Source organism: Microbacterium faecale (assembly GCF_014640975.1).
Lineage (GTDB): Bacteria > Actinomycetota > Actinomycetes > Actinomycetales > Microbacteriaceae > Microbacterium > Microbacterium faecale.
Genome location: NZ_BMHO01000001.1, coordinates 320,828 through 346,012, shown reverse-complemented (window position 1 = coordinate 346,012; position 25,185 = coordinate 320,828). Strand labels below are relative to the sequence as shown.

The following is a 25,185-nucleotide window of genomic DNA, read 5'->3' as shown; positions in this document are numbered from 1 at the left end:
GGTCACGCGGCGGCGCGCGCCCCCAGCGTCGCCGCGGCCTCGACGAACAGTTCGCGCAGCCACGCGTGCTCGGGGTCTCGCTCGTGGATCGGATGCCACCACATCGCGTTGAGCACCGGAGTCGCTTCGAAGGGGAGCTCAAAGCGGGCGACCTTCGCGGATCCCTCGAGGGACGATGCGAGGGATTCGTGCACGATGCCGAACCGGTCCGTGCCCTCGACGAAGTGTCCGAGCGCGAGGAAGCTCTCGACCACCACCTCGATCCGCTGCTCGATGCCGAGCTGCTGCACCTGTCGCTGGGCGGAGGTGAACGCCTCGCGGGCATGCCAGGTGAGGACCCACGGCCGCTCGGCGAGATCCTCCATCGTGACGGGCGCGGTCACCCGCGGGTCGTCCGAGCTGCGGATCCCGACCCACCGGTCGTGCCAGAGGTCGGTGTACGGGAGGTCGTTGAGGAAGCCGTGGGGGATGAGGAGCGCGTCGGCCTGTCGGAGCCGGGTTGCGGCTTCCTCGACGATGAGCGGGTTGTGCATCTGGAACCGCAGCCGCACGCCCGGCGCGCGCAGGCTGGCGAGGCGGCTCACCTCGCGCCCGAGCGTCGCGAAGGCGTAGTCGGATCCGTAGATCGAGAATTCGCGCGTCGACTGCTCCGGATCCCACGCGGCCTGGGCCTCGAAGACGCGGCGCGCCGCCTCGAGCGCCGTCGCCGTGTGGTCCGTGAGTCGCACGGCGAACGGCGTGAGCTCGTAGGAGTTGCCGCGGCGGGCGAGGATCGGGTCGTTGAAGTGGGTGCGCAGGCGCGACAGCGACGCGCTGAGCGCGGGCTGGCTGAGGTGCAGGCGCTCGGCGGCCCGCGTGACGCTGCGCTCGGTGAGCAGGGCGTCGAGCGAAATGAGGAGATTGAGGTCCAGTCGGGACAGCAGGGGGGCGTCGGACACGGCGGAATACTCCTCCTGTCGGGTTCTCTCATCGATGAGGTGGCGCCATTCTATCCGTCTGATCTATCGAGCAGAAGAGGAGTATCAGAGGCGTCGATCACCGTCGGGTGAATTCATTATAGTCAGCATCAGGCACACTTATGTCGTAAAGCTACCTAAGGGTGGTAGGGTGGCATCGACATCGGGGCCCCGAGGGCCCGTCCTCACCGCCGACGAGGTCCGTGAGGCACACCTGGTCGAGTCGACAGCCCGGTCGTTTCGGGCCACATCCTATGAACCTCTCACCGCTCCGTACGCGCCTCGTCGTCGGCGCACTCTTCGTCGTCGCGCTCCTCGGCGCGCTCGATCACACCGTCGTGGCGACGTCGCTCGCGACGATCGCCGGCGATCTCGGCGCGCTCGCGCACATGAGCTGGATCATCGTCGCCTACACCCTCGCCAGCACGGTGCTCCTCCCCGTCATGGGGCGCCTCGGCGACGCGATCGGTCCGCGCACCGTCTTCCTCGCGTCGATCACGCTCTTCCTCGCCGCGTCCCTCGCGTGCGGATTCGCCTGGAACATGACGAGCCTCGTCGTCGCGCGCGTCGTGCAGGGCATCGGCGCCGCCGGGATTCAGCTCATGTCGCAGACCCTCGTCGCGTACATCGCCGAACCGCGCCGTCGTGCGCAATACATGAGCGTCATCGGCGCCGCATTCCCCGTGGCCATCGTGGCCGGCCCGCTCATCGGAGGCGTCATCACCGACACCTGGGGCTGGCCGTGGGTGTTCTGGATCAACCTCCCGGTCGGCGGCATCGCGCTCGTGTTCGCGGCCTCCGCCCTGCCCCGTGTGGCGCGAGCCGAACGGCGCCCCCGCATCGACGTCCCCGGCGCCATCGCCTTCGCGACCGGAATGACCGCACTCGTGCTCGGTGTGACGTGGTTCGGCGAGGGCGCGGGAGCACCGGCGGTCGCGGCGGTCGTGCTCGCCGCAGTCGCTTTCACGGCCTTCGTCGCGATCGAGCGCCGCGCCACGCACCCGCTCGTCGCCCTCGAGATCTTCCGCGACCGGCGTATGGCCGCCGCGACCGCGCTGTCCGCGATCATCGGCGTCGGGCTGTTCGCGATCGTCGCCTACGTCCCGACGTTCATCCAGATGGCGTACGGAGTCACGGCGACCGTCTCGGGCTTCGTGCCCATCGCGACCGTGTTCGGCATGCTCGTCGCGAGTCTCGGCACCGGATGGCTTGTCGGGCGCACGGGCCACTACCGTCGCTACGCGATTGCGGGCCCCCTCATCTCCGCCGCCGGTCTTGCGACGATGGCGTTCCTCCCCACGGGCCTGCCGCTCGGTGTGCCCATGGCCGCGATGGCGGTCGTCGGGATCGGCACGGGCGCCTTCATGAGCCTCGTCGTCGCCGTCGCCCAGAGCTCGGTGCCGCGGGAGAGCACGGGCGCCGCGACCGCGGCCGTCAATCTCGTGCGCCAGATCGGATCCACCGTCGCCACCGCGATCGTCGGCGGGATCATCGGATCCGGCGTCGCCGCGCTCCTCGGAGCCGACATCGCGTCCCTCACCCCGAGCGAGATCCGCGCCGCGTCCGACGGCGTGCAGGCGGCCGTCGTCGACGCGTACGCGACCGTCGTGAGCCCCGTGTTCGGGGCGCTCGCCGCGGTCTATGTGATCGGCTTCCTCATCGCCCTCCTGCTTCCCGCCGGCCGCATCGACGATGCACACCCCGCCCCCACACCGTCCCACCAGACCACCACCTGAGGAGACCCCTATGACCGCTTCGCCCACCGTCGCCATCGTCGGCAGCGGACCCGTCGGATCCGCATACGCCCGCGTCATCCTCGAGAGTCATCCGACGGCTCGCGTCGTGATGTTCGAGGCGGGGCCGCAGCTTACGGAGAAGCCGGGCGAAAGTGTCCGCAACATCGCGGATCCCGCCGAGAAGGCGCGCGCCCGCGAGGTCTCCCAGGGGCCCCAGTCGGGCGAGCACCGCGAGACGCTCGGGATCCCCGAGGGCACCGTCGTCGAGGGCATGTTCACGGCACGCGAGGGAACGCACCTGCTCGACTTCGGGGGCAGCGGATCCGCGCACGCCCCGCAGTTTCCCGCCGCGGCGGCGTCGACGAACGTCGGCGGCATGGGCGCGCACTGGACGTGCGCGACGCCGCGGCCGACCGGATCCGAGCGCGTCGACTTCATCGACGACGCCGAGTGGAGTCGGCTGATCGACGACGCCGAGCGGCTCCTCCACGTGCAGAGCGCCGCCTTCGCGGATTCGGCCGTCGGCGCCGCGATCCGGTCTCTGCTCGCCGAGGAGTTCGCCAGCGAGCTCCCCGAGGGGTTCGGGCCGAGCACGCTGCCGGTCGCGGGTGATCCGCAGCCCGACGGCACGGTGCGGTGGGCGGGGGCCGACGTCGTCCTCGGCCCGCTCGTGGAGGCGTCGTCGCCGATCTCCGAGCGCTTCACCCTGCGCGACCTCTCCCTCGTGCGGAGCATCGCACACGAGGGGTCCCGCGCGACCGGCGTCGTCGTCGAGGATCTGCGCACGCGGGAGACCGAGACCCTGCACGCTGACCTCGTCGTCGTCGCGGCCGACGCCTTCCGCACGCCGCAGCTGCTCTGGGCGTCCGGCGTCCGCCCAGCGGCCCTCGGGCGCTACCTGACGGAGCACCCCGTCGTCATCTCGACCGTCGCGCTCGACGCCGAGCGGATGCGCCGCTTCTCGACCGATGACGACCTCGCGGGTGAGCTCGCGCGCCGCGCCGCGAACCCGGTCGACCCGGTGGCGGCCGTGAATCGGATCCCGTTCTCCGAGCCCTACCATCCGTTCTCCCTCCAGGTGATGTATGCGGAACAGCCGCCGTTCCCGCTGTCCGCCGACCATCCGCGCGCAGGAAACGCCTGGGGGTACGTCAATATGGGGTACGGCATGCGCAAGCGTCCGCGGGTCGAGGACGGGATCGTCTTCTCCGATTCCGAGCTCGATTATCGCGGCATGCCGAACTTCACGATCGAGTACGCGCTCACGCCCGAGGAAGAGGCGGAGATCGCCGACGGCACGGCTCACCTACGCCGCGCGGGCGAGGCGCTCGGCGAGTTCATCGCGGATCCGCGCCTCATGCCGGCGGGGTCGAGTCTGCACTACCAGGGCACGACACGACTGGGCTCGACCGACGACGGCACGAGCGTCGCGGATCCGCATTCGCGCGTGTGGGGGTTCGACAACCTCTACGTCGGCGGGAACGGGACGATCCCCACCGCGACGACGATGAATCCGACGCTCATGTCGGTCGCGATCGCGGTACGCGGTGCGCGCGATGCGGCGGCGCGGCTGCCGGGCGACCGCGCGTCGGGCCCGTCGCGGCCCGGCGAGGAAGCCGCCACCGGGGTATAAATCGCGTCGATTCGCCGAATACACAGATTCGGGTTCCCTGATGTGCCCGAATCGTCGAGAGTGGAACCATAGCAACCCGATGAAAGGGATCGAAGATGATCAAGCTGTTGTCGCATCTGTCGTTCGTGGCGATCACGACGCCTGACGTTGACGCGTCCGTGAAGTTCTACGAGGAGCAGGTCGGCCTGCAGGTCACGGACCGCATCGACGGCGCCGTCTACCTGCGCTGCTGGGGTGACTACTACCGCTACAGCGTCGTCGTCATGCCGGGTGACGAGCCCGCGCTCCACACGGCCGGCTGGCGCACGTCGAGCCCGGAGGCGCTCGAAGAGGCCGTCAAGCGACTCGAGGCCGAGGGCGTCGAGGGCGAGTGGTCGGACGAGCACACCATCGGACGCGCGTACCGCTTCATCGGCCCGCAGGGCCACCCGATGACGCTCCACTGGGACGTCGAGCACTACCAGAGCGGATCCGACATCGCGTCGATCTACCCCGACCGTCCGCAGCGTCGCTCGTCGCACGCCGGCGCTCCGCGTCAGCTCGACCACGTCACGATCGCGGCGAAGGACGTCGACGAGTTCGCGGCCTGGTACGAGCGCGTCCTGGGCTTCCGCATCATGGCGCGCACCATCCTCGACGAGGCGCCCATCTCGGTGTTCAGCGTGCTGACCACGAACGAGAAGTCGCACGACCTCGGCGTCGTGCTCGACGGATCCACGCGCGCCGGTCGCGTGAACCACTTCGCGTTCTGGGTAGACACCCGCGAGGAACTACTCATCGCCGCGGACGTGCTCATGGAGAACGGCACGGCGATCGAATACGGTCCCTCGATCCACGGCATCGGCGAGCAGAACTTCCTCTACTACCGCGAGCCGTCGAGCCTGCGCATCGAGCTCAACACGGGCGGCTACCGCAACTACGTGCCGGACTGGCAGCCGAACACCTGGAAGCCGTCGCTCGGATCCAACAACTTCTATCGCAACGGCACCATGCCGATGTCGATGACGGAGTCGTTCCCGCCCGCCGATGGCCCGAGCGCGACCGAGGAGGGTGTGCCCGACGAGATCAAGGACGCCCTGCTCAACCCCTACGCGAAGGAAGGCCGGGGCTGACGGCCCGCCGCCGCGACCGTCTCGTTACGGTCGCGGCGGCTCCGTTCGTTTCCCGCAACACTGAGGATCATGAGGACAGGACGATGACGTCACACCCACAACTCGACAACCGCTTCGCCCTCGCGCGCTTCCGCGACGGCGACACCGTTCGCCTCGGCCTGGTCGCGGGCGCGAGCATCCGCCCGCTCACCGCCGACGACCTCGGCGCAGAAGACCTCAACGCCTTCCTCGCTACGGGGGACTGGGACCGGATCGCCGCGCTCGCGGACTCAGACGGCCCGTGGCGTCCCCTCGACGAGGTCGAGTTGACGGCCCCCGTCGAGCCGCGCCAGGTGCTGCAGACCGGTGCGAACTACCGCGAGCACGTGATCGAGCTCGTCGCGTCGGGCCTGTCGGCGAATCCGGACACGAACCTCGAGGAGGCGCGCGATCTGGCGGCGCGCATGATGGACGAGCGCCGCGAGAACGGCGCCCCCTACTTCTTCATCGGCCTGCCCGCGTGCGTCGTTGGCGACGACGTTCCCCTCGTGCTCCCCGCCGTGAGCGACACGCACGACTGGGAGCTGGAGCTCGCGGTCGTCATCGGGCGCGAGACGTTCCGCGTCAGCCGCGACGAGGCGCTCGACCACGTCGCCGGCTACACGATCGTCAACGACATCTCGACACGCGAGTTCACGTTCCGAAAGGACATGAAGGAGATCGGATCCGACTGGTACCGCTCCAAGAACTCGCCGGGTTTCCTGCCGACAGGCCCCTTCCTCGTGCCGGCGCCGCTCGTGGACGGATCCTCTGTCGACGTGCGTCTCGAGCTCAACGGTGAGGTGAAGCAGGACGCGAACACCTCCGACCTGCTCTTCGACATCCCCGCCCTGATCTCGGCGGCGTCGCAGACCCATCCGCTGCTGCCGGGCGACCTGCTCCTCACGGGCAGCCCCGCCGGCAACGGCCAACACTGGAAGAGATTCCTGAAAGGCGGCGACGTGATGACCGGATCCATCGCCGGACTCGGCACGCAGGTCGTCCGGTGCGTCGCAGAGGAGACGGCATGAACCTCGAAGACCCGACATCGATCGATCCCGCGGACCCCGACGGCTACCTCGCGGCGGCCACCGAGGCGTACCGCAACTGGGGACGCTGGGGCGACGATGACCGCGTCGGCACACTCAATTTCATCGACGACGCCACCCGCGCCCGCGCCGCGGCGATGGTGCGTGACGGCCACGTCGTCTCGCTGTCGCAGTCGTTCGACATGGACGGTCCGCAGAAGGGGTGGCGTCGCCGTACCAACCCCGTGCACACGATGCTCGACACCGGCACCGACGCCGAGCGCGGCCTGCAGGGCTTCCCTCACGGCATCGGGGGCGCGGACGACGTGATCGCCATGCCGCTCCAGTGCTCGACGCAGTGGGACGGCCTCGGTCACATCTTCGACCGCGGCTTCGCGTGGAACGGCCGCCGAGCCGGCGACGTCGTCACGAGCGACGGGGACAAGGTCACCGGCATCGAGCACATGGCCGATCGGATCGTGGGTCGTGGCGTGCTGCTCGACATGGGCGCGTTCCTGCGCCCCGAGACCGGCGAGCTCGACGACGGGTACGCGATCACGACGGCCGATATCCAGGCGTGCATCGCGGCGCAGGGCGCAACGAGCGCCGTCGGTCGCGGCGACATCGTCCTCGTGCGCACGGGACGGCTCGCCCGCGCCCGCCGCGAGGGGTGGGGCGACTATGCGGGCGGCCCCGCGCCCGGGCTCTCGGTCACGACGGCCGGCTGGCTCCATCGGACCGAGATCGCGGCGATCGCGACCGACACGTGGGGCTTCGAGGTGCGCCCGAACGAGTTCACCGAATCGTTCCAGCCGCTGCACCAGATCGCGATCCCGAACATGGGACTCACGATCGGCGAGATGTGGGATCTCGACGCCCTCGCGGACGCCTGCCGCGAGCGTGGGCGCTGGGAGTTCCTGCTGACCGCGCCACCGCTGCGGATCACGGGGGCCGTCGGGTCGCCAGTGAATCCGCTTGCCATCTTCTGAACACGAGTTTTCCGAGAACGAGGAGGTTCCGATCATGACCGCAGTCACCACGGTCGCCATCGCCGGGTGCGGCGCGGCGAGTCTCGCCGCCGCGATCCCGCTCGCCGAAGCCGGGGTCAGCGTCGACGTCTACGAGCTCAAGCGGGAGGTGTCCGCGCTCGGCTCCGGCATCACGCTGCAGGGCAACGCGCTTCGCGCGCTCGGGCAGCTCGGCGTCTGGGAGCAGGCCGCTGCCGAAGGGTACGCGTTCGAGGGGCTCACGCTCCGCGCGCCGGGGCCCGATGCCGCGGTCGTCGCCGAGCTGCCGGAAGTGAAGACGGGCGGTCCGGACTTCCCCGCGGGCATGGGGATGTACCGGCCTGATCTCGCACGGATCCTCACCGCGCGCGCCGAGGCCGCGGGCGTCCGGATCCACTTCGGTGCGAAGGTGACGGCGGTCACCGAGACCGACTCCGGCGTGCGCGTCGACGTCGGCGGGGCGCCCGTCGGCGAGTTCGACCTCGTGATCGGCGCCGACGGGCTGCACTCGACCGTGCGCGAGCTCATCGGAATCGAGACGCGACCCGAGCCGACCGGCATGGGCATCTGGCGCGCGTTCGTGCCGCGCCCGGCCGAGGTCACGCAGACGCAGCTGTACTACGGCGGTCCGGCGTACATCGCCGGGTACACGCCCACGGGCGACGACACGATGTACGCGTTCTTCGTCGAGGACGCGCAGGATCGCTTCGATGTGCCTCCCGCCGAGGGCGCGGAGATCATGCGGGAGATCTGCGGCGCGTATGGCGGCCCGTGGAACGAGGTACGCGAGAACCTCGACGACACGCGGCGGATCAACTACACCTGGTTCACGTCGCACCTCATCGACGGCGCGTGGAACCGCGGCCGCGTCGTCGTGATCGGCGACGCCGCGCACAGCTGCCCTCCGACGATCGCGCAGGGCGCGGCGCAGGCGTTCGAGGACGGACTCGTCCTCGCCGAGCTGCTGATCGCCGCCGACGCCGTCGACGACGATCTGTGGGAAGCGTTCCATGCGCGTCGTATCGAGCGCGCGAAGGCAGTCGTCGACGCGTCCGTGCAGCTCGGGGCGTGGCAGCTTGAGCACAATCGCGAAGCCGACGCCCCCGGGCTCATCTTCGGCGTCGCGCAGAAGATGGCGGAACCGGCGTGACGGCTCCGATCGACGTCCATGCCCACCTGATCATGCCGCCGGTGCAGGAAGAGGTGGTGCGCCGCGATCCCGACGGCTTCGCGGCGTCGCAGGCGCTCGAGGCGAAGCGCAACGGTCGAGAGAGCCTGGCCGTCTCCGGCCAGATGGTCGGATCCCGCATCCGGCTGCTCACCGACGTCGATGCGCGCCTCGCGGCGATGGACGAGCAGGGAATCGCCCAGCAGTGGGTGAGCCCGTCGCCGAACCACTACTATCCGTGGGCCGGCGAGGACCTCGCGGTGTGGGTCGCAGCGGAGGCGAACCGCCGCGTCGCCGAACACATCGCCCGCGCGCCCGAGCGGTTGAAGGGCCTCGGCCTCGTGCCGCTGCAGCATCCGTCCCGCGTCGTCGAGGCGCTCGACGACGCGGTCCTCACTCACGGACTCCTCGGCGTCGAGATCTCGTCGTTCGCGGGCGAGGTCGAGCTGTCGGACCAACGGCTCGAACCGTTCTGGGCGCGGGCCGCCGAGCTCGGCGCCGTCATCTTCCTGCATCCGTTCGGATGCTCCCTCGACGAACGGCTCGACCGCTTCTACCTGTCGAACACGGTCGGCCAGCCGGCGGAGAACGCCGTCGCGCTGTCGCACCTCATCTTCGCCGGTGTGCTCGACCGGCATCCAGGACTGAAGATCGTCGCCGCGCACGGCGGCGGCTACCTGCCCACCGCGATCGGCCGCTCCGACCGCGCGTGGAAGGTGCGCCCCGAGGCACAGGGATGCGAGCACGCACCCTCCAGCTATCTCTCGCGCATCTGGTACGACACGGTGGTGCACGACGAGCGGGGCCTCCGCGACCTCGTCGAGATCGTCGGATCCGACCGTGTCGTGCTCGGCAGCGACTTCCCGTTCGACATGGGGCTCGACGATCCGGTCGCGTTCGTGACGGGCGCGGGCGTCGGTGACGAGGCCCGCAGCCGGATCCTGGAGGACAACGCCGCGGCGCTCGCCGCGGGCGCGGAAAAGGGAGCGCGAGAATGAGGATCGGACGCTGGACCCGAGCCGGGGCCGACGAGGACGGATTCATCGAGGACGCCGGTGTCATCCCGTTCCCGGACGGTCTCACCGTGACGGATGTCCTTGCCCGCGGGCTCTCGGCGCTCGCCGAGCTGCGCGCGCGCTCCGGCGACCCCGTGGCGGCGGTGGACGACGTCGTGCTGCGCGCACCGCTCGCCCCCGCCTCCGTGCGCGACTTCGTGGCGTTCGAGGAGCACGTCGAAGGTGTCTCAGCGGGCGTCGAGGGCAAGAGCCACGTGGCCGACGAGTGGTACGAGGCCCCGACGTTCTACTTCACCAACCCGCACACCGTGGCGGGGCCTGGCGCGGTCGTCGCCATCCCCGAGACGGCGCGGCTCGACTTCGAGCTCGAGCTCGCGGCCGTCATCGGAGGACCCCCGGCTGCGAACCTCGACGCAGTCGAGGGCGAGCGGTCGATCTTCGGCTACACCATCATGAACGACTGGTCGGCGCGTGACCTGCAAGCCCGCGAGATGAAGGTGAGGCTCGGGCCGTGCAAGGGCAAGGACTTCGGGACGTCGCTCGGTCCGTGGATCGTCACGGCGGATGAGCTCGAATCGTTCCGCGACGACGAGGGCTTCCTCGCATTGCGCGCAGAGGTGTTCGTGAACGGGCATCTCGTGGGCGAGGATCTCGTGTCCAACATGGGGTGGCCGTTCGGAGAACTTGTTGCGTACGCGTCCCGCAACGCGCGGATCGTGCCCGGCGACGTGCTCGGATCCGGCACTGTCGGAAACGGCGGCTGCCTCGGCGAGCTCTGGGGTCGGGGAAGCGACATCGCCGCACTCGAACCGGGCGACGAGGTGCACATGACGATCGAGGGCGTCGGCGAGCTGGCCGGAATCGTCGGGGAACGGGTCCCCGCGCCGCCGCTCCCACGGGCTCGCTCGCGCCCCCGGGATCGCGTTCGCAGCTGAGGTGTCACGCGCTCTCACCCATCGGAGGTGTCGAAGCCACCGTCGGCGAGCAGGGCGCCGTCAGGACACCGGCGCGCCGGTCGACTCGCGCACGATGAGCTCCGTCGCGAGGGTCTCGGAGGTGTCCCGTTGTGCGCCATCGAGCGTCGCCACGAGGTCGCGTACGGCGGCCTCGCCGGCGAGGCCGAGCGGACTGCGCACGGTCGTGAGCGTCGGAGTCGTGAGATCCGCGCCGAAGATGTCGTCGAAGCCCACAACGCTGAGGCCGCCCGGCACGCTGACGCCCGCTTCGCGGCAGGCGCGCAGGAGTCCGATCGCCATGAGGTCGTTGTACGTGAGGGCGGCAGTGGCGCCCGACGCGCGTACGCGGCGGAGCGCCGCCTCGCCGCCGTCGCGCGTCGGGGAATTCGGTCCGATCTCGACGAAGGTCATGCCGCGTGCGACGGCGCGCTCCAACAGCAGTTCGCCGCGTGTGCGCGAGATCCACGACGTCGCGGGTCCCGCGAGGTAAGCGATCGACGTGTGGCCAAGGTCGGCGAGGTGGTCGACGGCCTGTGTCACGCCGACATTCGGATCGGGGACGATCGCGGAGAGATCCCCCACGCGGCGATTGACGAGCACGACATCCTTGGTCGCGGCGATCTGCGAGATCTGCTCGTCGTCGAGGCGGGCCGCGGCGAGCACGACGCCGTCGACAGCGGGCAACAACCGGTCGAGTGTGCCGTACTCGACTTCGCCCGACTCCTGCGACTCAGCGAACACGAGGGTGTACCCGAGCTCGCCGCACGCGTGCTCGGCGCCCCGCACGAGTCGGAAGAAGACAGGGTTCGTCACGTCGGACACGACGAGCCCGAGCATCCGCGTGCGGCCCGTCGGCAGGGCGCGCGCCATCGGATTGCTGCGGTAGCCGAGTTCGGCTGCGGTATCGCGGATCCGCTTCTCGGTCTTCGCCGCGATGCGCCCCGGTTTATTCAGTGCGCGCGAGACCGTCGACGGACTGAGGGCAAGCTCGCGGGCGATGTCATAGATCGTCGCGGAAGGCTTCCGGTTGCCATTCGCGCCGTGCCTCAGCCCAGTGTCGACCATGCGGTTTCTCTCGCCCTCCGTAGGATCCGTATGCTCACCATGGTGCCACACGAACTCTGCGTGCTTCGCCGCGATACGACAACCGGTGGCCATTCTGTCGTTGACGTGCGCGGCGTCGTCAACTATGGTCGCTCATGGCAACCGATTGACGATCGACCCGACATACTCTGAAGAGAAGGAAACGAACAATGACGTTCAGAAAGCTTGCAGCCGCGGCGCTGCTCGTGCCCGCACTCGCCCTCGCATCGTGCTCGGGAGGCGACGGCGCGGCGGAAGGAGCATCGGATCCGTCCGCGGACGGCGACGGCGCGACACTCAGGATCGGCACCAGCGGGACGCTCCCCTCGTGGGCATCGGAGGATGCGCATGTCGGTCACACCCTCTTCCCGTACCAGGCGCCGTACGACAGCCTGATTCGTCGTGACGAGAACGGCGAGTTGCAGCCGATGCTGGCCACGTCGTGGGAGTACGACGAGACGCGTACCGCGCTCACGCTGGAACTCCGTGACGACGTCACCTTCAGCGACGGCGCTGCGTTCGATGCCGACGCCGTGAAGGCGAACCTCGAGCACTTTCAGCAGGACGCGTTGCGCCAGGCGTCGCAGCTCGCGGCGCTCGACAGCGTCGAGGTCGTCGACGCCGCGACGGTCGTGCTCCACCTCACCGATCCGGACCCGGCCTTCGAGTTCAACCTGAGCCAGGCCGCGGGTCTCATGGCCAGCCCCGACTCGGTCGGGACCCCGGAAGCCGACACCGTCCCCGTCGGCTCGGGCCCATACGTGATGTCCGAAAGCGAGACGGTGGCCGGAACCCAGGTCGTGTTCACGGCCCGTGAGGACTATTGGGCGCCCGAGCTGCAGGAGTTCGAGCGCGTCGAGTTCCGCATTCTCGACGAGACGTCAGCCCGCCTGAACGCGCTGCAATCCGGGCAGATCGACGTGACGATCCTCGACGCGACGACGATCGACCAAGCTGAGGGCGCCGGCTTCGAGATCGTCGACGATTACCAGGTCGACTGGCACGGCTTGATCCTCATGGATCGCGATGGAGACCTCAACCCGGCGCTCGGTGACGTGAACGTGCGTCAGGCGATCAACTACGCCGTCGATCGAGAAGCCCTCGTCGAGCAGAACGAGCGTGGACACGGCACGGCGACGGCGCAGCCGTTCGGGCCCGAAAGTGGCGCCTACGTCGAGGAGCTCGACGAGCGCTACCCGCACGACCCCGAGAAAGCACGTGAACTTCTCGCCGAGGCCGGCTACGCCGATGGCGTCACGATCAGCGTGCCGCTCGTCCCGGGATGGGATGCCATGCACGCCGCGCTGCGCCAGCAGCTGAGCGAAGCGAACATCACACTCGAGTCCGTGCCGGCGCAGATGGCCAACATCTTCGGCGACATCGGACAGCAGAAGCTCGAGATCTTCTACTTCAACTTCTTCCAAAGCGAGCCGTGGGTCAACGTCCAGCAGCTGCTCGCCGAGAACACGCTCTACAACCCCTTCGAGACCGCGGATCCTGAACTGACGGCGCTGATCGAGGAGCTGCAGGCCGCGCCCGACGGTGACTCCATCGCCCAGGAGATCAACGAATACGTCGTCGAGAACGCGTGGTTCGTGCCGCTCTACCGTCTTGACCAGGTCGTGGCCTACGACAGCGACGCGATCGACGTCGTCAAGCAGCCGCAGCAGGCATTCCCGTCGATGTACAACTTCACGCCGGCCGCGTAACGGGGCTCTGAACAGAGAGGAGGGGGAATGCTCACGTTCATCGCGAAGCGCGTCGTCTCGGGGGCGATCCTCCTCCTTGTGATCTGCGCGCTCGCATACACGCTCCTGTTCTTCTCCGGGACGAACATCGCGCGTAATCTCGCCGGCGACCAGGCGACGGAAGAGCAGGTCGCGTACCGCGCACAGGAACTCGGCCTCGACCGGCCACTCGTCGAGCGGTTCTTCTCGTGGCTCGCGAGTGCGGCATCGGGCGACTTGGGCACGTCGTGGTTCACGGCCCAGCCGGTCACCGCGACGATCGGAGACCGGCTGCCGGTGACACTCGTGATCGTCACGGTGTCGATCCTGCTCACTGCGCTCGTTGCCGCCGCGATCGGTGTCGCCGCCGCCGTACGGGGTGGATGGGTCGATCGCGCCGTGCAGGTGGGATCGATCGCCGGAGACATCGTGCCGAACTTCGTGCTGGCGCTCGCGCTCGTCATCATCTTCGCGATCAACCTGGATGTCTTCCCCGCGGTCAGCACGATCGCGCCGGGAGCGCCTCCGAGCGTATGGATCGCGTCGCTGACCCTGCCGGTCATCGCGATCGTGATCAGCGCGGTGACCGGCAGTACGCAGCAGTTCCGCAGCGCAGTGCTCGCGCAGTTGGAGAAGGAATACGTTCGGACGCTGCGCAGCCGCGGCATCGGCGAGGGCGAGATCCTCTTCGCCCACGTGCTGAAGAACGCCGCGCCGGCGGGACTGACGGTCCTCAGCCTGCAGTTCATCGGCATGCTCGGCGGCGTCGTCATCGTCGAGAAGATCTTTTCGATCCCGGGGATCGGGTCCACCGCTGTCTCGGCGACGTCTCAGAGCGACATTCCGGTCATCATGGGCGTCGTGATCGCAACGGTCATCATCGTCATCATCGTCAATCTGCTGGTCGACATCGCGAACGGCTGGCTCAACCCGAAGGTGCGTGTCTCATGAGCAGCACCGACATGATCGTCCTCGACTCCATGCGTGCACGGACGTCTCCCGTCCGTCGCCTCCTCACCAATCCGCTCGGACTCGTCTCCCTGTCGATCCTCGCGACTGCGGTCGTCATCGCCGTTTTGGCCCCACTCCTCGCCCCTTACGGTGCGAACTATGCCGAAGTCGGCAACGCCTTCGCGGGGCCGAGCGCGGATCACCTTCTGGGCACGGACAGCGCGGGCCGCGACGTGTGGAGCCGACTGGTCTTCTCCGCGCAGATCACTCTCCCGTCCGCGGTCCTCTGCGCCGGTGTCGCGATCGCGATCGGGCTCCCGTCTGGTCTGATCGCCGGCTACTACGGGCGAGCGTTCGACGGCATCGCGGACTGGTTTGCGGGTCTCATCATGAGCCTGCCCGGGATCATCGTCTTGCTGACCGCACGGGCTGTGTTCGGCCCTTCGGTCTGGATCACGATGATCGTCTTCGGCATCCTCATCAGCCCGAGCTACTTCCGTCTCACGCGCACAGCCGTGCAGTCGGTGCGGAACGAGTTGTATGTCGATGCGGCCCAGGTGGCGGGTCTCGGCGATCTGCGAATCATCAGCCGCCACGTCATGTCGGTCGTCCGCGCGCCGATCATCATCCAGACCGCCATCATCTGCGGTGTCGCGATCTCGATCCAGAACGGCATGGAGTTCCTCGGCATCGGCGATCCGCTCACGGCGACGTGGGGCGCGATGATCAGCGACGGGTTCCGCAATATCTATACGGCGCCCCAACTCATTCTCTGGCCTGCGCTCGCGATCGGGCTGACCATCGGCTCGCTCGTGCTGCTCGGAAACGCGATTCGCGACGCCCTGGAGGGCGGATCGACGATTGCGCCGCCGACGAAGCGTGGCGGCGGCCGGAAGAGCGGCCCGCTGGTCGAGGTGTCGTCCGAGCACCTGCTCGAGGTGCGAGGGCTTCACACCGGCTTCCCCCGTGCCGACGGATCCACGAACGCGGTCGTGAAGGACGTGAGCGTCGCGGTCGACCGCGGAGAGGTGCTCGGGATCGTCGGTGAATCCGGCTCAGGGAAGACGCAGACCGCCTTCTCGATCCTCGGCCTCCTCCCGGAGACCGCCCGCATCGTCGGCGGGGAGATCGCTTTCGACGGCGTGCGCACCGCCTCGGCCGACGGCGGCACCGACCAGCGCGCCCTCAGCGCGCTGCGCGGCACGCGCATCGCGTACATCCCGCAGGAGCCGATGTCGAACCTTGACCCGGCGTTCACGGTCGGAGCCCAACTGACCCGCCCGATGGTGAAGGGCCTCAAGATCTCGCGTGCGGAAGCCCGCCGCCGGGCCGTCGCGCTCCTCGAGCGGGTCGGCATCCCCGACCCCGAGCGCACCATGCGCGCCTTCCCGCACGAGCTCTCCGGCGGTATGGCCCAGCGCGTGCTGATCGCCGGCGCCGTGAGCTGCGATCCCGACCTCATCATCGCGGACGAGCCAACAACGGCCCTCGACGTCACGGTGCAGGCCGAGGTGCTCGAGCTGCTCCGCGAGATGCGGCAGGAGCTCGGCATGGCGATCATCGTCGTTAGCCACAACTTCGGGCTCATCGCCGATCTCGCGGACCGCGTCGTCGTCATGCGCGCGGGCGAGATCGTCGAGCAGGGCGCGGTGCGCGACGTGCTCCTCGCCCCGCAGCACCCGTACTCGAAGCATCTGCTGGCGTCGACCGTCGCGGGGCGCGAGCCTCTGACGCCGTTGCTCGCCACCACCGATCAGGGAGGTGCGGAATGACCGCGCTGCTCACCGTCGACGACCTCGTCGTGGAGTTCCCCGGCTCGGGTTTCCTCCGTAAGCCGTTTCGGGCATTGCACGGAGTCTCCCTGTCCGTCGCGGCCGGGAAGACGCTCGGGCTTGTCGGCGAGTCCGGCTCGGGCAAGACGACGATCGGGCGCGCTGCGCTCGGTCTCGCGCCCGTCACGGGCGGCACGATCACCTTCGACGGGCGCGATATCAGTCGCATCTCGCGGCGCCGCCGCCGTCGGGAGATCTCCCGCGACCTCCAGGTCGTCTTCCAGGATCCGTACGGCTCGTTGAATCCGGCGATGGAGGTCGGCGACATCCTCGCCGAGCCCCTCGTCGCGCAGGGCACGGCGGCTTCGGCGGCGCACTCGCGCGTGGGCGAGCTGCTCGACCGCGTGCACCTGCCCAGCGATGCCGCCTCCCGCCTTCCGCGGGAGTTCTCCGGTGGCCAACGGCAGCGCATCGCGATCGCTCGGGCCCTCGCATTGAAGCCCAAGCTCATCGTGTGCGACGAGGCGGTCTCGGCGCTTGATCTGTCGACGCAGGCGCGCGTGCTCGACCTCCTGCTCGAGATTCAGCAGGACACGGACGTCGGGTATCTGTTCATCTCGCACGACCTCGACGTCGTCAAGCACATGAGCCACGACATCGCCGTCCTCTTCCGCGGGAATATCGTGGAGCAGGGGCCGGCCGCGCAGATCGCGGGCGCGCCGACGCATCCATATACGCAGCGGCTGCTGCTGGCCTCGCCCGTCATCGACCCCGATGAGCAACGAGCGCGCCGCGAGGCGTTCCAGCGGCTCGACCCTGCCGAGTTCGAAGGGGTGCGCACATGAGTGACATGACGACGACCGAGCACCTGCATCTCGACCCCGACCGGCTGTTCCCTGCCGACCCCCGCACCCGTGACATCGCGCGTGAGCTGTTCTCGGAGGTCGCGAATCTGGCGATCCTCTCGCCGCACGGCCACGTCCCGGCCGAGTGGATCGCCGACGATGAACCGTTCGCGGATCCCACCAGTCTGCTGCTCTCGCCCGATCACTACGTCACTCGGCTGCTGCACGCTTCGGGCGTCGACCTCGCTCAGCTCGGCGTGGGGGGCACCGCGGCGGATCCGCGTGAGGCGTGGCGCATCTTCTGCGCGCGCTGGGGCCTGTTCACTGGGACCGCATCGGCCGGTTGGCTCGAGCACGTGTTCTCGCACGTGTTCGCTGTCTCCGAGGTGCCCTCGGCCGCGACAGCCGACATCATCTATGACCGCATCTCCCGGTCGCTCGCGACGCCGGAGTTCCGGCCCCGTGCGCTGTTCGAGCGCTTCCGGATCGAGGCGCTCGCGACGACGGATGATCCGCTCGACGACCTCGACGCGCACCGGCGGATCTCGGCGGATCCGACGTTCCGCGGTCGCGTGCTCCCGACCTTCCGCCCCGACAAGTACATCGATCCGGAGGCGCCCGGCTTCGCCAATGCCGTCGCGCGGCTTGCGGATCAACACGGTATCGCCGTCGACGACTACCGCGGGTACATCACCGCGCTCGAGGAGCGGCGGGCGCACTTCGTCGCCCGCGGCGCGGTGTCTGCCGATCACGGCGTCGCCGACGCCTACACGACCGTGCTCGACGCCGACGACGCCGCGGCATTGTTCCGGCGGGCTGTGCGCGGGAAGCTGTCACCTGCCGAGGCGCGCGAGTTCCGTGGTCACATGCTCGTCGAGATGGCGCGTATGAGCGTCGCCGACGGCCTGGTGATGACACTGCACCCCGGCGTGCAGCGCAATCACAGCAGTGTCACGTTCCGCGACTTCGGTCCTGACTCAGGCCACGACATCCCGGTTCGTGTGGAATTCACCCGCGGGCTGCGTCCACTGCTCGAACGGCACGGCCTCGAACGCGACTTCCATCTGGTGCTGTTCACGATCGACGAAACCGCCTATTCGCGTGAGATCGCGCCACTCGCGGGTTTCTATCCATCCGTGTTCATCGGTGCGCCGTGGTGGTTCCTCGATGCGCCCGACGCGATCGGTCGCTTCCGGGCGGCGGTGACCGAGACGGCCGGGTTCTCCCGCGGATCCGGGTTCATCGACGACACGCGCGCCTTCCTGTCGATCCCTGCGCGCCACGACGTCGCCCGCCGTTCCGAGGCCGCCTTCCTCGCGCGCTACGTCGCGGAGGGGCGGATCTCCCTCGCCCGCGCGAGGGAGATCATCGTCGATCTCGTCGACCGCCAGCCCCGGGAGGTGTTCAAGCTGTGACCCGGCTCACCCGCGTCGCTGCGGGCCTCGGATCCGCCCCGCCCGTTCGTATCGTGCATCTCGGGCTCGGTGCCTTCCATCGATCCCACCAGGCCTGGTTCACCGCGCGTGCGGGAGATGATTGGGGCATCGCCGCCTTCACGGGCCGCAGCCCCGCCGCGGCCGTGCCGCTCGCCGAGCAGAACGGCCTGTTCACGCTCGTCGAGCGCGGGCCGGACGGCGACAGTGCCGAGATCATCGGATCCATCGCCCGCGCGCACGACGGAAGAGATCTCGAGGCGCTCGCCGCCGCCATCGCCGCACCGACGACGGCCATCGTGACGCTGACGATCACCGAGGCCGGGTATCTGCTGGGGCCCGATGGCCGCCTCGACGGATCCGATGACGCCGTGATCGCGGATCGGGCTGCACTCCGGGCGGCGACGCGCGATCCCGTTCGTGCACCTCGTCCGAGTACCGCACTCGGACGCCTCGCGATGGCACTTGAGGCGCGCCGTCGGGCGGGTGCGGGCCCGATCGCCGTCGTGCCGTGTGACAATCTGCCCGGTAACGGCCGGGTCGTCCGTGAGGCCCTGCTGGGACTCGCCTCTGATGCCCCTGAGCTGCGCGCCTACATCGAGGCGGAGGTGTCGATGGTGTCGACGTCGGTCGATCGCATCACCCCCGCCGCGACGGACGACGACCACGCGCTTGCCGAGCGTCTCACCGGATTCGTCGATCACGCGCCCGTGGTCGCCGAGCCGTTCCACGACTGGGTCCTCGCCGGAGAGTTCCCCGCGGGGCGGCCTGCGTGGGAGCGCGCCGGCGCGCGATTCGTCGACGACATCGAGCCCTTCGAGAACCGCAAGTTGTGGATGTTGAACGGGGCGCACACGATCCTCGCGTCGGTCGGCCCCGCGCGAGGGCACGAGACGGTTGCGAGCGCCATGGCGGACGCAACCGTGCGCGGGCTCGTCGAGCGATTCTGGGACGAGGCGAGCCGGCACCTGGCGCCCGAACTCGAGGCGGACAACTATCGCGATGCGCTCATGGCGCGGTTTCTCAACCCGCGCATCGAGCACCGCCTCGCCCAGATCGCGCAGGGTGCCGGCATCAAGGTGCGGGCACGGATCCTCCCCGTGCTCCAGCGAGAGCTGGCGGCCGGCCGGGATGCGTCCGGCTGTCTCGCGGCGCTCGCCGCGTGGGCGGACGCCGAGGGACAGGGCATCGACTCATCGCGGTTGTTCGCCAGAGTGTCCGAAGACTTCACGCCGGTCGTTGAGCGTGTGGATGCGCTCCGCCGCCGTCGATGACAATGCAGATGAGAGAGGGAGAAGACATGTTGAAACCACAGGACTCCGAGACGCGCGATGCACGACTGCTTGACGGGATCTGGTCGTTCAGTGCGGGACCGTCGCCCGGGGCACGGCCGTGGACGGCGCCGCTCGCCGGCGGCCGCGACGCGGCTGTCCCTGCGAGCTACAACGATCTGTTCACCGATGACGCGACGCGTATGCACGTCGGCTGGGTCTGGTATCAGCGTGAGATCCGGATCCCCGCGGGCTGGGCAGGGCAGCGAATCGTCGTACGCGTGGACGCAGCGACCCACCGTGGTCGTGTCTACCTCGGCGACGACCTCGTCGCCGAGCACATCGGCGGTTACACGCCATTCGAGGCGGACATCACCGACCTCGTCGAGGCCGGCGGAACCGCTCGGCTGACGATCGGTGTCGACAACGAGCTCACGAACGAGACGATCCCGCCGGGATTCCTGCAGGAGGACGAGAACGGGGCCGTGCACCAGAAGTATCGCCACGACTTCTTCAACTACGCGGGTCTCGCTCGGCACGTTCGTCTCGTCGCGACGCCGAAGGAGCGCGTCACGGACGTCACGATCGTCACGGAGGAGGCGTCGGGATCTGCAGCAACGGTCTCCTACCGCGTCGACACGGCGGGCGGATCGGCGGTCCGCGTCGCGATCGTCGACGAGGACGGGCGCGATGTCGCCCACGGCGACGGGGCCGCGGGAACGCTGCAGCTCTCGGAACCGCGCCTCTGGAACCCGGGCGAGGGCAACCTCTACGACCTGCGCGTCGAACTGCTCGCGGACGACGGAGAGCTCGTCGACGTGTATCGCCAGCCGTTCGGCGTGCGCACGGTCGAGGTGCGCGGCGCCGAGTTCTTGATCAATGGCGAGCCCTTCTACTTCCGGGGCTTCGGCAAGCACGAGGACAGTGCCGTGCGCGGCAAGGGACACGACGATGCCCTGCTGGTGCATGATTTCGCCCTCATGGAGTGGTCGGGCGCCAATTCGTTCCGCACATCGCACTACCCGTATGCGGAGGAGGTGCTCGACTATGCCGACAAGCACGGCATGGTCGTCATCGACGAGACGGCCGCGGTCGGTCTCAACCTCGGTCTCGGGGGCGGTGTTCACGGTCAGGCTGGCGAACCGGCGTTCAGCCCGACGATGTTCAACGAGCGCACGAGGGACGCACACGCGCAGGCGATCCGCGAACTCGTTGCCCGTGACAAGAATCATCCGAGCGTCGTGCTCTGGTCGATCGCCAACGAACCGGAGGCCGTCGAGCCGGCCGCGCGCGACTACTTCGAGCCGCTGGCGGCCCTCACGCGCGAGCTCGACCCGACACGGCCGATCGCTTATGTGAACGAGCTACGAGCGAGCTTCCACAACGATGCGATCGTCGATCTCTTCGACGTTATCTGCCTCAATCGCTACTACGGCTGGTACGTCGACAATGCCAACCTCAGTGCGGCGGAGACGCGTCTTGAGCGCGAGTTGCGCGGGTGGGAAGAGACCCACGGTAAGCCGATCATCATCGCTGAGTACGGCGCCGATACGCTCGCGGGACTGCATTCCGTCCACGTTCAGTCGTGGACGGAGGAGTACCAGGCCGAGTTGCTGGACATGTACCATCGCGTGTTCGACCGCGTGCCCGCTGTCGTCGGGGAACAGGTGTGGAACTTTGCCGACTTCCAGACGTCGCCGGGCATCATCCGCGTCGATGGCAACAAGAAGGGCGTGTTCACACGCGATCGCCGTCCGAAGCGAGCGGCGCACCTGTTGCGCTCTCGGTGGGCGACCGCTCCGACGCGGAATGCCGCCCCCGAGCCAGGAGACCACGCGTGATGATCGACAAGGCCGACGTCATCGTCACCAGTCCCGATCGCAACTTCGTGACGCTCAAGATCACCACCTCCGACGGCGTGACGGGGCTCGGCGACGCGACGCTCAATGGGCGCGAGCTCGCGGTCGTGGCGTATCTGAAAGAGCACGTCGTGCCGCTGCTGCTCGGACGTGATCCGCAGCGCATCGAGGACACGTGGCAGTTCCTGTACCGGGGAGCATACTGGCGCCGTGGCCCCGTCACGATGGCAGCGATCGCCGCGGTCGATATGGCGCTGTGGGACATCAAGGGCAAGCTCGCGGGGATGCCCGTGCACCAGTTGCTCGGAGGGGCCTCCCGCGATGGACTGCTCGCGTACGGGCACGCGTCGGGGAAGGAGCTCCCGGAGCTCTTCGACTCCGTGCGTGAGCATCTCGACGAGGGCTACCGGGCGATCCGGATCCAATCCGGGATCCCCGGCCTGAAGGCGATCTACGGCATCGCCTCCCAGTCCGCCGCTGCTGGCGGCGGCGCGGCACGCTACGACCACGAGCCCGCCCGGCGCGGCGCACTGCCCGTGCAGGAGGACTGGGACACCCGCGCGTACCTGCGGCACCTTCCCGGGGTGTTCGAGGCCGTCCGGAACGAGTTCGGTCCCGAGATCCCGCTGTTGCACGACGGGCATCACCGGATGACGCCGATCCAGGCGGCGAAGCTCGGAAAGGAACTCGAGCCGTACGACCTGTTCTGGCTCGAGGACTGCACGCCCGCCGAGAACCAGGAGGCGCTGCGCCTCGTGCGACAGCACACCACCACGCCACTGGCGATCGGTGAGATCTTCAATACGATCTGGGACTTCAAAGATCTCATTCGTGACCAACTCATCGACTATGTGCGCGGCGCGGTCACGCATATGGGAGGCATCACGCCGCTGAAGAAGACGATCGACTATGCCGCGCAGTACCAGGTCAAGTCTGGCTTTCACGGTCCGACCGACATCTCGCCGGTCGGGATGGCCGCCCAAGCCCACCTCGGCCTCTCCATCCACAACTTCGGCATCCAGGAGTACATGCCGCACGGAGACAAGACGAACGAGGTCTTCCAGCAGTCCTACACGTGGCAGAACGGACTGCTCCACCCGGGCGACAAACCCGGGCTTGGCGTCGAGCTCGATGTTGACGAGGCAGGCAGGTATCCGTACGAGCGGGCGTACTTGCCATACAACCGCCTCGCAGACGGAACGGTGCATGACTGGTAGGGAACGTCAATGGCTGCGAACCGACCTTGCGTGAGTCGTTTCGCAGCCGACGTGGCGCCGTGCGTGAGGACAGGTGAGGTGAGTTTCGGGCGCGCCGAGGCGCGCGCCTCGGTCAGCGCAGAAGGCCCTCGAGGAACCCGCGCATGAGGTGTGCCTGCGAGTGTTCTCCGACGCGGTACAGACGTTGCAACTGCAGGCCGTCCGAGAGGGCGACGAGGTACTGCGCGGCAGCGTCCGGGGCGATGCCCTCGCGGAGTTCGCCGGCTTCGGCCGCTTCCGAGAATCCGCGCCGCACGGTGTCGATCACGAGCTCGTACCGTTGCGTGAAATACTCGTGCGCAGGGTGCTCGGTCATCGTCGCCTCAGCGGAGAGCACGGCGAACAGCTGGGTGAGGTTATGGTCGGCCTCGTCTCGGGTGACGATCTCGAGCACGCCGCGCAACAGGTCCGCGCCGGTGCGCTCTGCGAGGTGGGCACCGGCGTCGACGTCGCGCTCGCGCAGCACAGCTTCGAGCAGCACCGCCTTGGTGGGGAAATGGTTGGTCATGCCGGGTACGGTCATCCCGGCGCCTTCGGCGATCTCGCGCATCGAACTGTTGAGATACCCGCCTCGTGAGAACACGGCGAACGCCGACGCGAGGATCGCTTCACGTGTCTTCGGCGTCTTCGCGTATTCGCCGCGGGGTTTTCGACGTGCGCTCACCCGGTGAAGCTAGCAGATTGGCGAATTCTTTGAAAATGTTTGTCGAGTAAGATTTTCGTGTTAGCTTCCCTTCAGTGGTCCGCCCGTGGCCGCGCCCGTTTCCATCGGAAGGATGTGCAATGTCGCACCGCACCAAGTTCGCAGCAGTCGTCGCCGGCGGCCTGATCACCGCGCTGGCCCTGTCTGGCTGCGCTAACCCCGCTGCCTCTCCGGGCGACGCCGATAGTGATGATGAAACCGAGCTCCGCCTCGGCGTGGTCACCCAGCTCAGTTCGTTCGCGCCCTGGGAGGCCTCCTGGGCGAATCAGTCGCCGTACCTGCAGGCCGTGTACGACACGCTGCTCCGCACCGACGCTGACGGCACGGTCGTTCCGGGCTTGGCGACCGAATGGAGTTGGGACGACTCCCGTACGGCCTTAACGCTCACCCTGCGGGACGGTGTTGAGTTCAGTGACGGGACCGCGCTGACGGCGCAGGTCGCCGCCGATAATCTGACGCGCTTCCGCGACGGCACCAGCGAGAATGCCGCTTTCCTTTCCGGGATGACCGCCGCGGAGGCGCCCGACGACACCACCCTTGTTGTCACGCTCGAGGCTCCCGACCCCGCTCTGCCGGTCTACCTCAGCCAGAACGCGGGCCTGGTGGGCGCCCCGGCGATGTTCGACGCTGAGGACGCGCAGACCTCGCCGATCGGCTCGGGTCCCTACACGCTCGATGCCGGGGAGAGCGTCGTCGGCTCGAAGTACGTCTTCGACGCGAACCCTGACTACTGGGACGCCGAGAGCGTGCACTACGACGAGATCGAGATGACGTTCTACGGCGACCCGACCGCGCTCATGAACGCCGTCAAGGGCGGTCAGGTCGATGCGGCCAACACGCAGTCGCCGACGCAGGGCGCGGATGCTGAGGCAGCCGGCTTCACGGTGCAGAATTACGAGCAGAACTGGACCGGCTTCCTGCTCTCCGACCGCGACGGTGCCGTCAACGAAGCCATCGGCGACGTGCGCGTGCGGCAGGCGTTCAACCACGCGCTCGACCGCGAGGGTCTGCTCGAGGCGCTCGCCGGAGGCCTCGGCACGACGACGACGCAGGTGTTCTCGCCGAACTCAGCTGCCTATGACGCAGAGCTCGATGAGCGCTACCCGTACGATCCCGAGAAGGCGACGGAGCTGCTTGCGGACGCCGGCTATCCCGACGGCTTCACATTGGTGATGCCGAGTAACGACTTCGTGCCGGAGTCGGAGTTCGCGATCTACGCTGAGCAGCTCGGCGCGGTCGGCATCGACGTTGAGTGGGAGTCGACCGGCGACGACCTGTTCGGCCGGATGCTCGGCGGCGATTGGGCGGCGTTCTCGTTCGTCCTGCAGATCGATCCGACGCCCTGGCAGACGATCCAGTTCTCGATGCTCCCCGAGTCGACGTGGAACGTCTTCCAAGCTAGCGACCCGGAGATGCTCGAACTGGCCGAGACGGTGCGCGCCAGCGAGGGCGCTGAAGCGGATGCCGCGGCGAAGGCGCTCAACGAGTACATCGTCGAGCAGGCGTGGTACGCGCCGATCTATCGTCCGTACTCGGCGTTCATCACCAACGCTGACACCGAGGCCGTGGTGCAGAGCGACAACGCCGTGCCCTACCTCTGGAACATCACGCCCGCCAACTGAAAGGACCGGCGGACCCGGTGAGAACCGGGTCCG

The 25,185-nt window shown here is 68.4% G+C and carries 20 protein-coding genes; 17 read left to right on the top strand and 3 right to left on the bottom strand.

The window, feature by feature from the left end:
- Positions 1–2: 2 nt before the first annotated feature.
- Complete coding sequence (locus IEW87_RS01520; protein ID WP_188710559.1) at positions 3–938, bottom strand: LysR family transcriptional regulator; 936 nt, start codon at positions 936–938, stop codon at positions 3–5.
- A gap of 272 nt (positions 939–1,210) precedes the next feature.
- On the opposite strand from IEW87_RS01520, the gene IEW87_RS01515 reads away from it, so the two are divergent.
- From IEW87_RS01515 to IEW87_RS01480, 8 genes are all read left to right on the top strand, one after another.
- Positions 1,211–2,692 carry an MFS transporter gene (locus tag IEW87_RS01515; RefSeq protein ID WP_188710558.1) on the top strand — a complete coding sequence of 494 codons (1,482 nt, stop codon included), beginning with the start codon at positions 1,211–1,213 and terminating at the stop codon, positions 2,690–2,692.
- Positions 2,693–2,702: 10 nt separating this feature from the next.
- Positions 2,703–4,325: a GMC oxidoreductase gene (locus tag IEW87_RS01510; protein WP_188710557.1), complete on the top strand. Its 1,623-nt coding sequence runs from the start codon at positions 2,703–2,705 to the stop codon at positions 4,323–4,325.
- A 95-nt stretch (positions 4,326–4,420) separates the two neighbouring features.
- Positions 4,421–5,437 carry a VOC family protein gene (locus IEW87_RS01505; RefSeq protein ID WP_188710556.1) on the top strand — a complete coding sequence of 339 codons (1,017 nt, stop codon included), beginning with the start codon at positions 4,421–4,423 and terminating at the stop codon, positions 5,435–5,437.
- 83 nt (positions 5,438–5,520) lie between these two features.
- Positions 5,521–6,486 carry a fumarylacetoacetate hydrolase family protein gene (locus IEW87_RS01500; RefSeq protein WP_188710555.1) on the top strand — a complete coding sequence of 322 codons (966 nt, stop codon included), beginning with the start codon at positions 5,521–5,523 and terminating at the stop codon, positions 6,484–6,486.
- Positions 6,483–7,472: a cyclase family protein gene (locus tag IEW87_RS01495; protein ID WP_188710554.1), complete on the top strand. Its 990-nt coding sequence runs from the start codon at positions 6,483–6,485 to the stop codon at positions 7,470–7,472. The genes IEW87_RS01500 and IEW87_RS01495 overlap by 4 nt, the downstream gene beginning before the upstream one ends.
- 34 nt (positions 7,473–7,506) lie before the next feature.
- Positions 7,507–8,640, top strand: coding sequence for an FAD-dependent monooxygenase (locus tag IEW87_RS01490; RefSeq protein WP_188710553.1), 1,134 nt, complete (start codon positions 7,507–7,509; stop codon positions 8,638–8,640).
- On the top strand, positions 8,637–9,656 hold the full coding sequence (locus tag IEW87_RS01485) for an amidohydrolase family protein (RefSeq protein WP_188710552.1): 1,020 nt from the start codon (positions 8,637–8,639) through the stop codon (positions 9,654–9,656). Before IEW87_RS01490 ends, IEW87_RS01485 begins: the two co-directional genes overlap by 4 nt.
- Complete coding sequence (locus IEW87_RS01480) at positions 9,653–10,609, top strand: fumarylacetoacetate hydrolase family protein (protein WP_188710551.1); 957 nt, start codon at positions 9,653–9,655, stop codon at positions 10,607–10,609. Before IEW87_RS01485 ends, IEW87_RS01480 begins: the two co-directional genes overlap by 4 nt.
- Positions 10,610–10,669: 60 nt before the next feature.
- Here the strand turns inward: IEW87_RS01480 and IEW87_RS01475 are convergent, their stop codons facing one another.
- A complete protein-coding gene (locus tag IEW87_RS01475) occupies positions 10,670–11,695 on the bottom strand; it encodes a LacI family DNA-binding transcriptional regulator (protein ID WP_188710550.1) in 1,026 nt (341 codons plus the stop codon).
- Positions 11,696–11,883: 188 nt separating this feature from the next.
- Between IEW87_RS01475 and IEW87_RS01470 the strand changes: the two genes are divergently transcribed.
- The 8 genes from IEW87_RS01470 to manD are packed head-to-tail and all read left to right on the top strand — an operon-like array spanning position 11,884 to position 22,788.
- Positions 11,884–13,422: an ABC transporter substrate-binding protein gene (locus tag IEW87_RS01470; RefSeq protein WP_188710549.1), complete on the top strand. Its 1,539-nt coding sequence runs from the start codon at positions 11,884–11,886 to the stop codon at positions 13,420–13,422.
- Between the two features lie 27 nt (positions 13,423–13,449).
- A complete protein-coding gene (locus IEW87_RS01465) occupies positions 13,450–14,391 on the top strand; it encodes an ABC transporter permease (protein ID WP_188710548.1) in 942 nt (313 codons plus the stop codon).
- Entirely contained in the window at positions 14,388–16,163 is a 1,776-nt protein-coding gene (locus tag IEW87_RS01460) for a dipeptide/oligopeptide/nickel ABC transporter permease/ATP-binding protein (protein ID WP_188710547.1), read from the top strand. The genes IEW87_RS01465 and IEW87_RS01460 overlap by 4 nt, the downstream gene beginning before the upstream one ends.
- Entirely contained in the window at positions 16,160–17,008 is an 849-nt protein-coding gene (locus tag IEW87_RS01455; protein WP_188710546.1) for an ATP-binding cassette domain-containing protein, read from the top strand. Before IEW87_RS01460 ends, IEW87_RS01455 begins: the two co-directional genes overlap by 4 nt.
- Positions 17,005–18,423 carry a glucuronate isomerase gene (uxaC, locus tag IEW87_RS01450; RefSeq protein ID WP_373285079.1) on the top strand — a complete coding sequence of 473 codons (1,419 nt, stop codon included), beginning with the start codon at positions 17,005–17,007 and terminating at the stop codon, positions 18,421–18,423. The genes IEW87_RS01455 and uxaC overlap by 4 nt, the downstream gene beginning before the upstream one ends.
- Positions 18,420–19,715, top strand: coding sequence for a mannitol dehydrogenase family protein (locus tag IEW87_RS01445; RefSeq protein WP_188710545.1), 1,296 nt, complete (start codon positions 18,420–18,422; stop codon positions 19,713–19,715). The genes uxaC and IEW87_RS01445 overlap by 4 nt, the downstream gene beginning before the upstream one ends.
- Positions 19,716–19,741: 26 nt before the next feature.
- Positions 19,742–21,553, top strand: coding sequence for a beta-glucuronidase (gene uidA / locus IEW87_RS01440; RefSeq protein WP_188710544.1), 1,812 nt, complete (start codon positions 19,742–19,744; stop codon positions 21,551–21,553).
- Positions 21,553–22,788, top strand: coding sequence for a D-mannonate dehydratase ManD (manD, locus tag IEW87_RS01435; protein WP_373285124.1), 1,236 nt, complete (start codon positions 21,553–21,555; stop codon positions 22,786–22,788). The genes uidA and manD overlap by 1 nt, the downstream gene beginning before the upstream one ends.
- Before the next feature lie 112 nt (positions 22,789–22,900).
- On the opposite strand, the gene IEW87_RS01430 is transcribed toward manD, so the two are convergent.
- Positions 22,901–23,491 carry a TetR family transcriptional regulator gene (locus tag IEW87_RS01430; protein WP_188710542.1) on the bottom strand — a complete coding sequence of 197 codons (591 nt, stop codon included), beginning with the start codon at positions 23,489–23,491 and terminating at the stop codon, positions 22,901–22,903.
- Positions 23,492–23,610: 119 nt separating this feature from the next.
- Here IEW87_RS01430 and IEW87_RS01425 point away from each other — a divergent pair, with 119 nt between their 5' ends.
- The gene (locus IEW87_RS01425; RefSeq protein WP_188710541.1) at positions 23,611–25,152 is read left to right on the top strand and encodes an ABC transporter substrate-binding protein; all 1,542 of its coding nucleotides are present in this window, start codon (positions 23,611–23,613) and stop codon (positions 25,150–25,152) included.
- Positions 25,153–25,185: the final 33 nt, after the last annotated feature.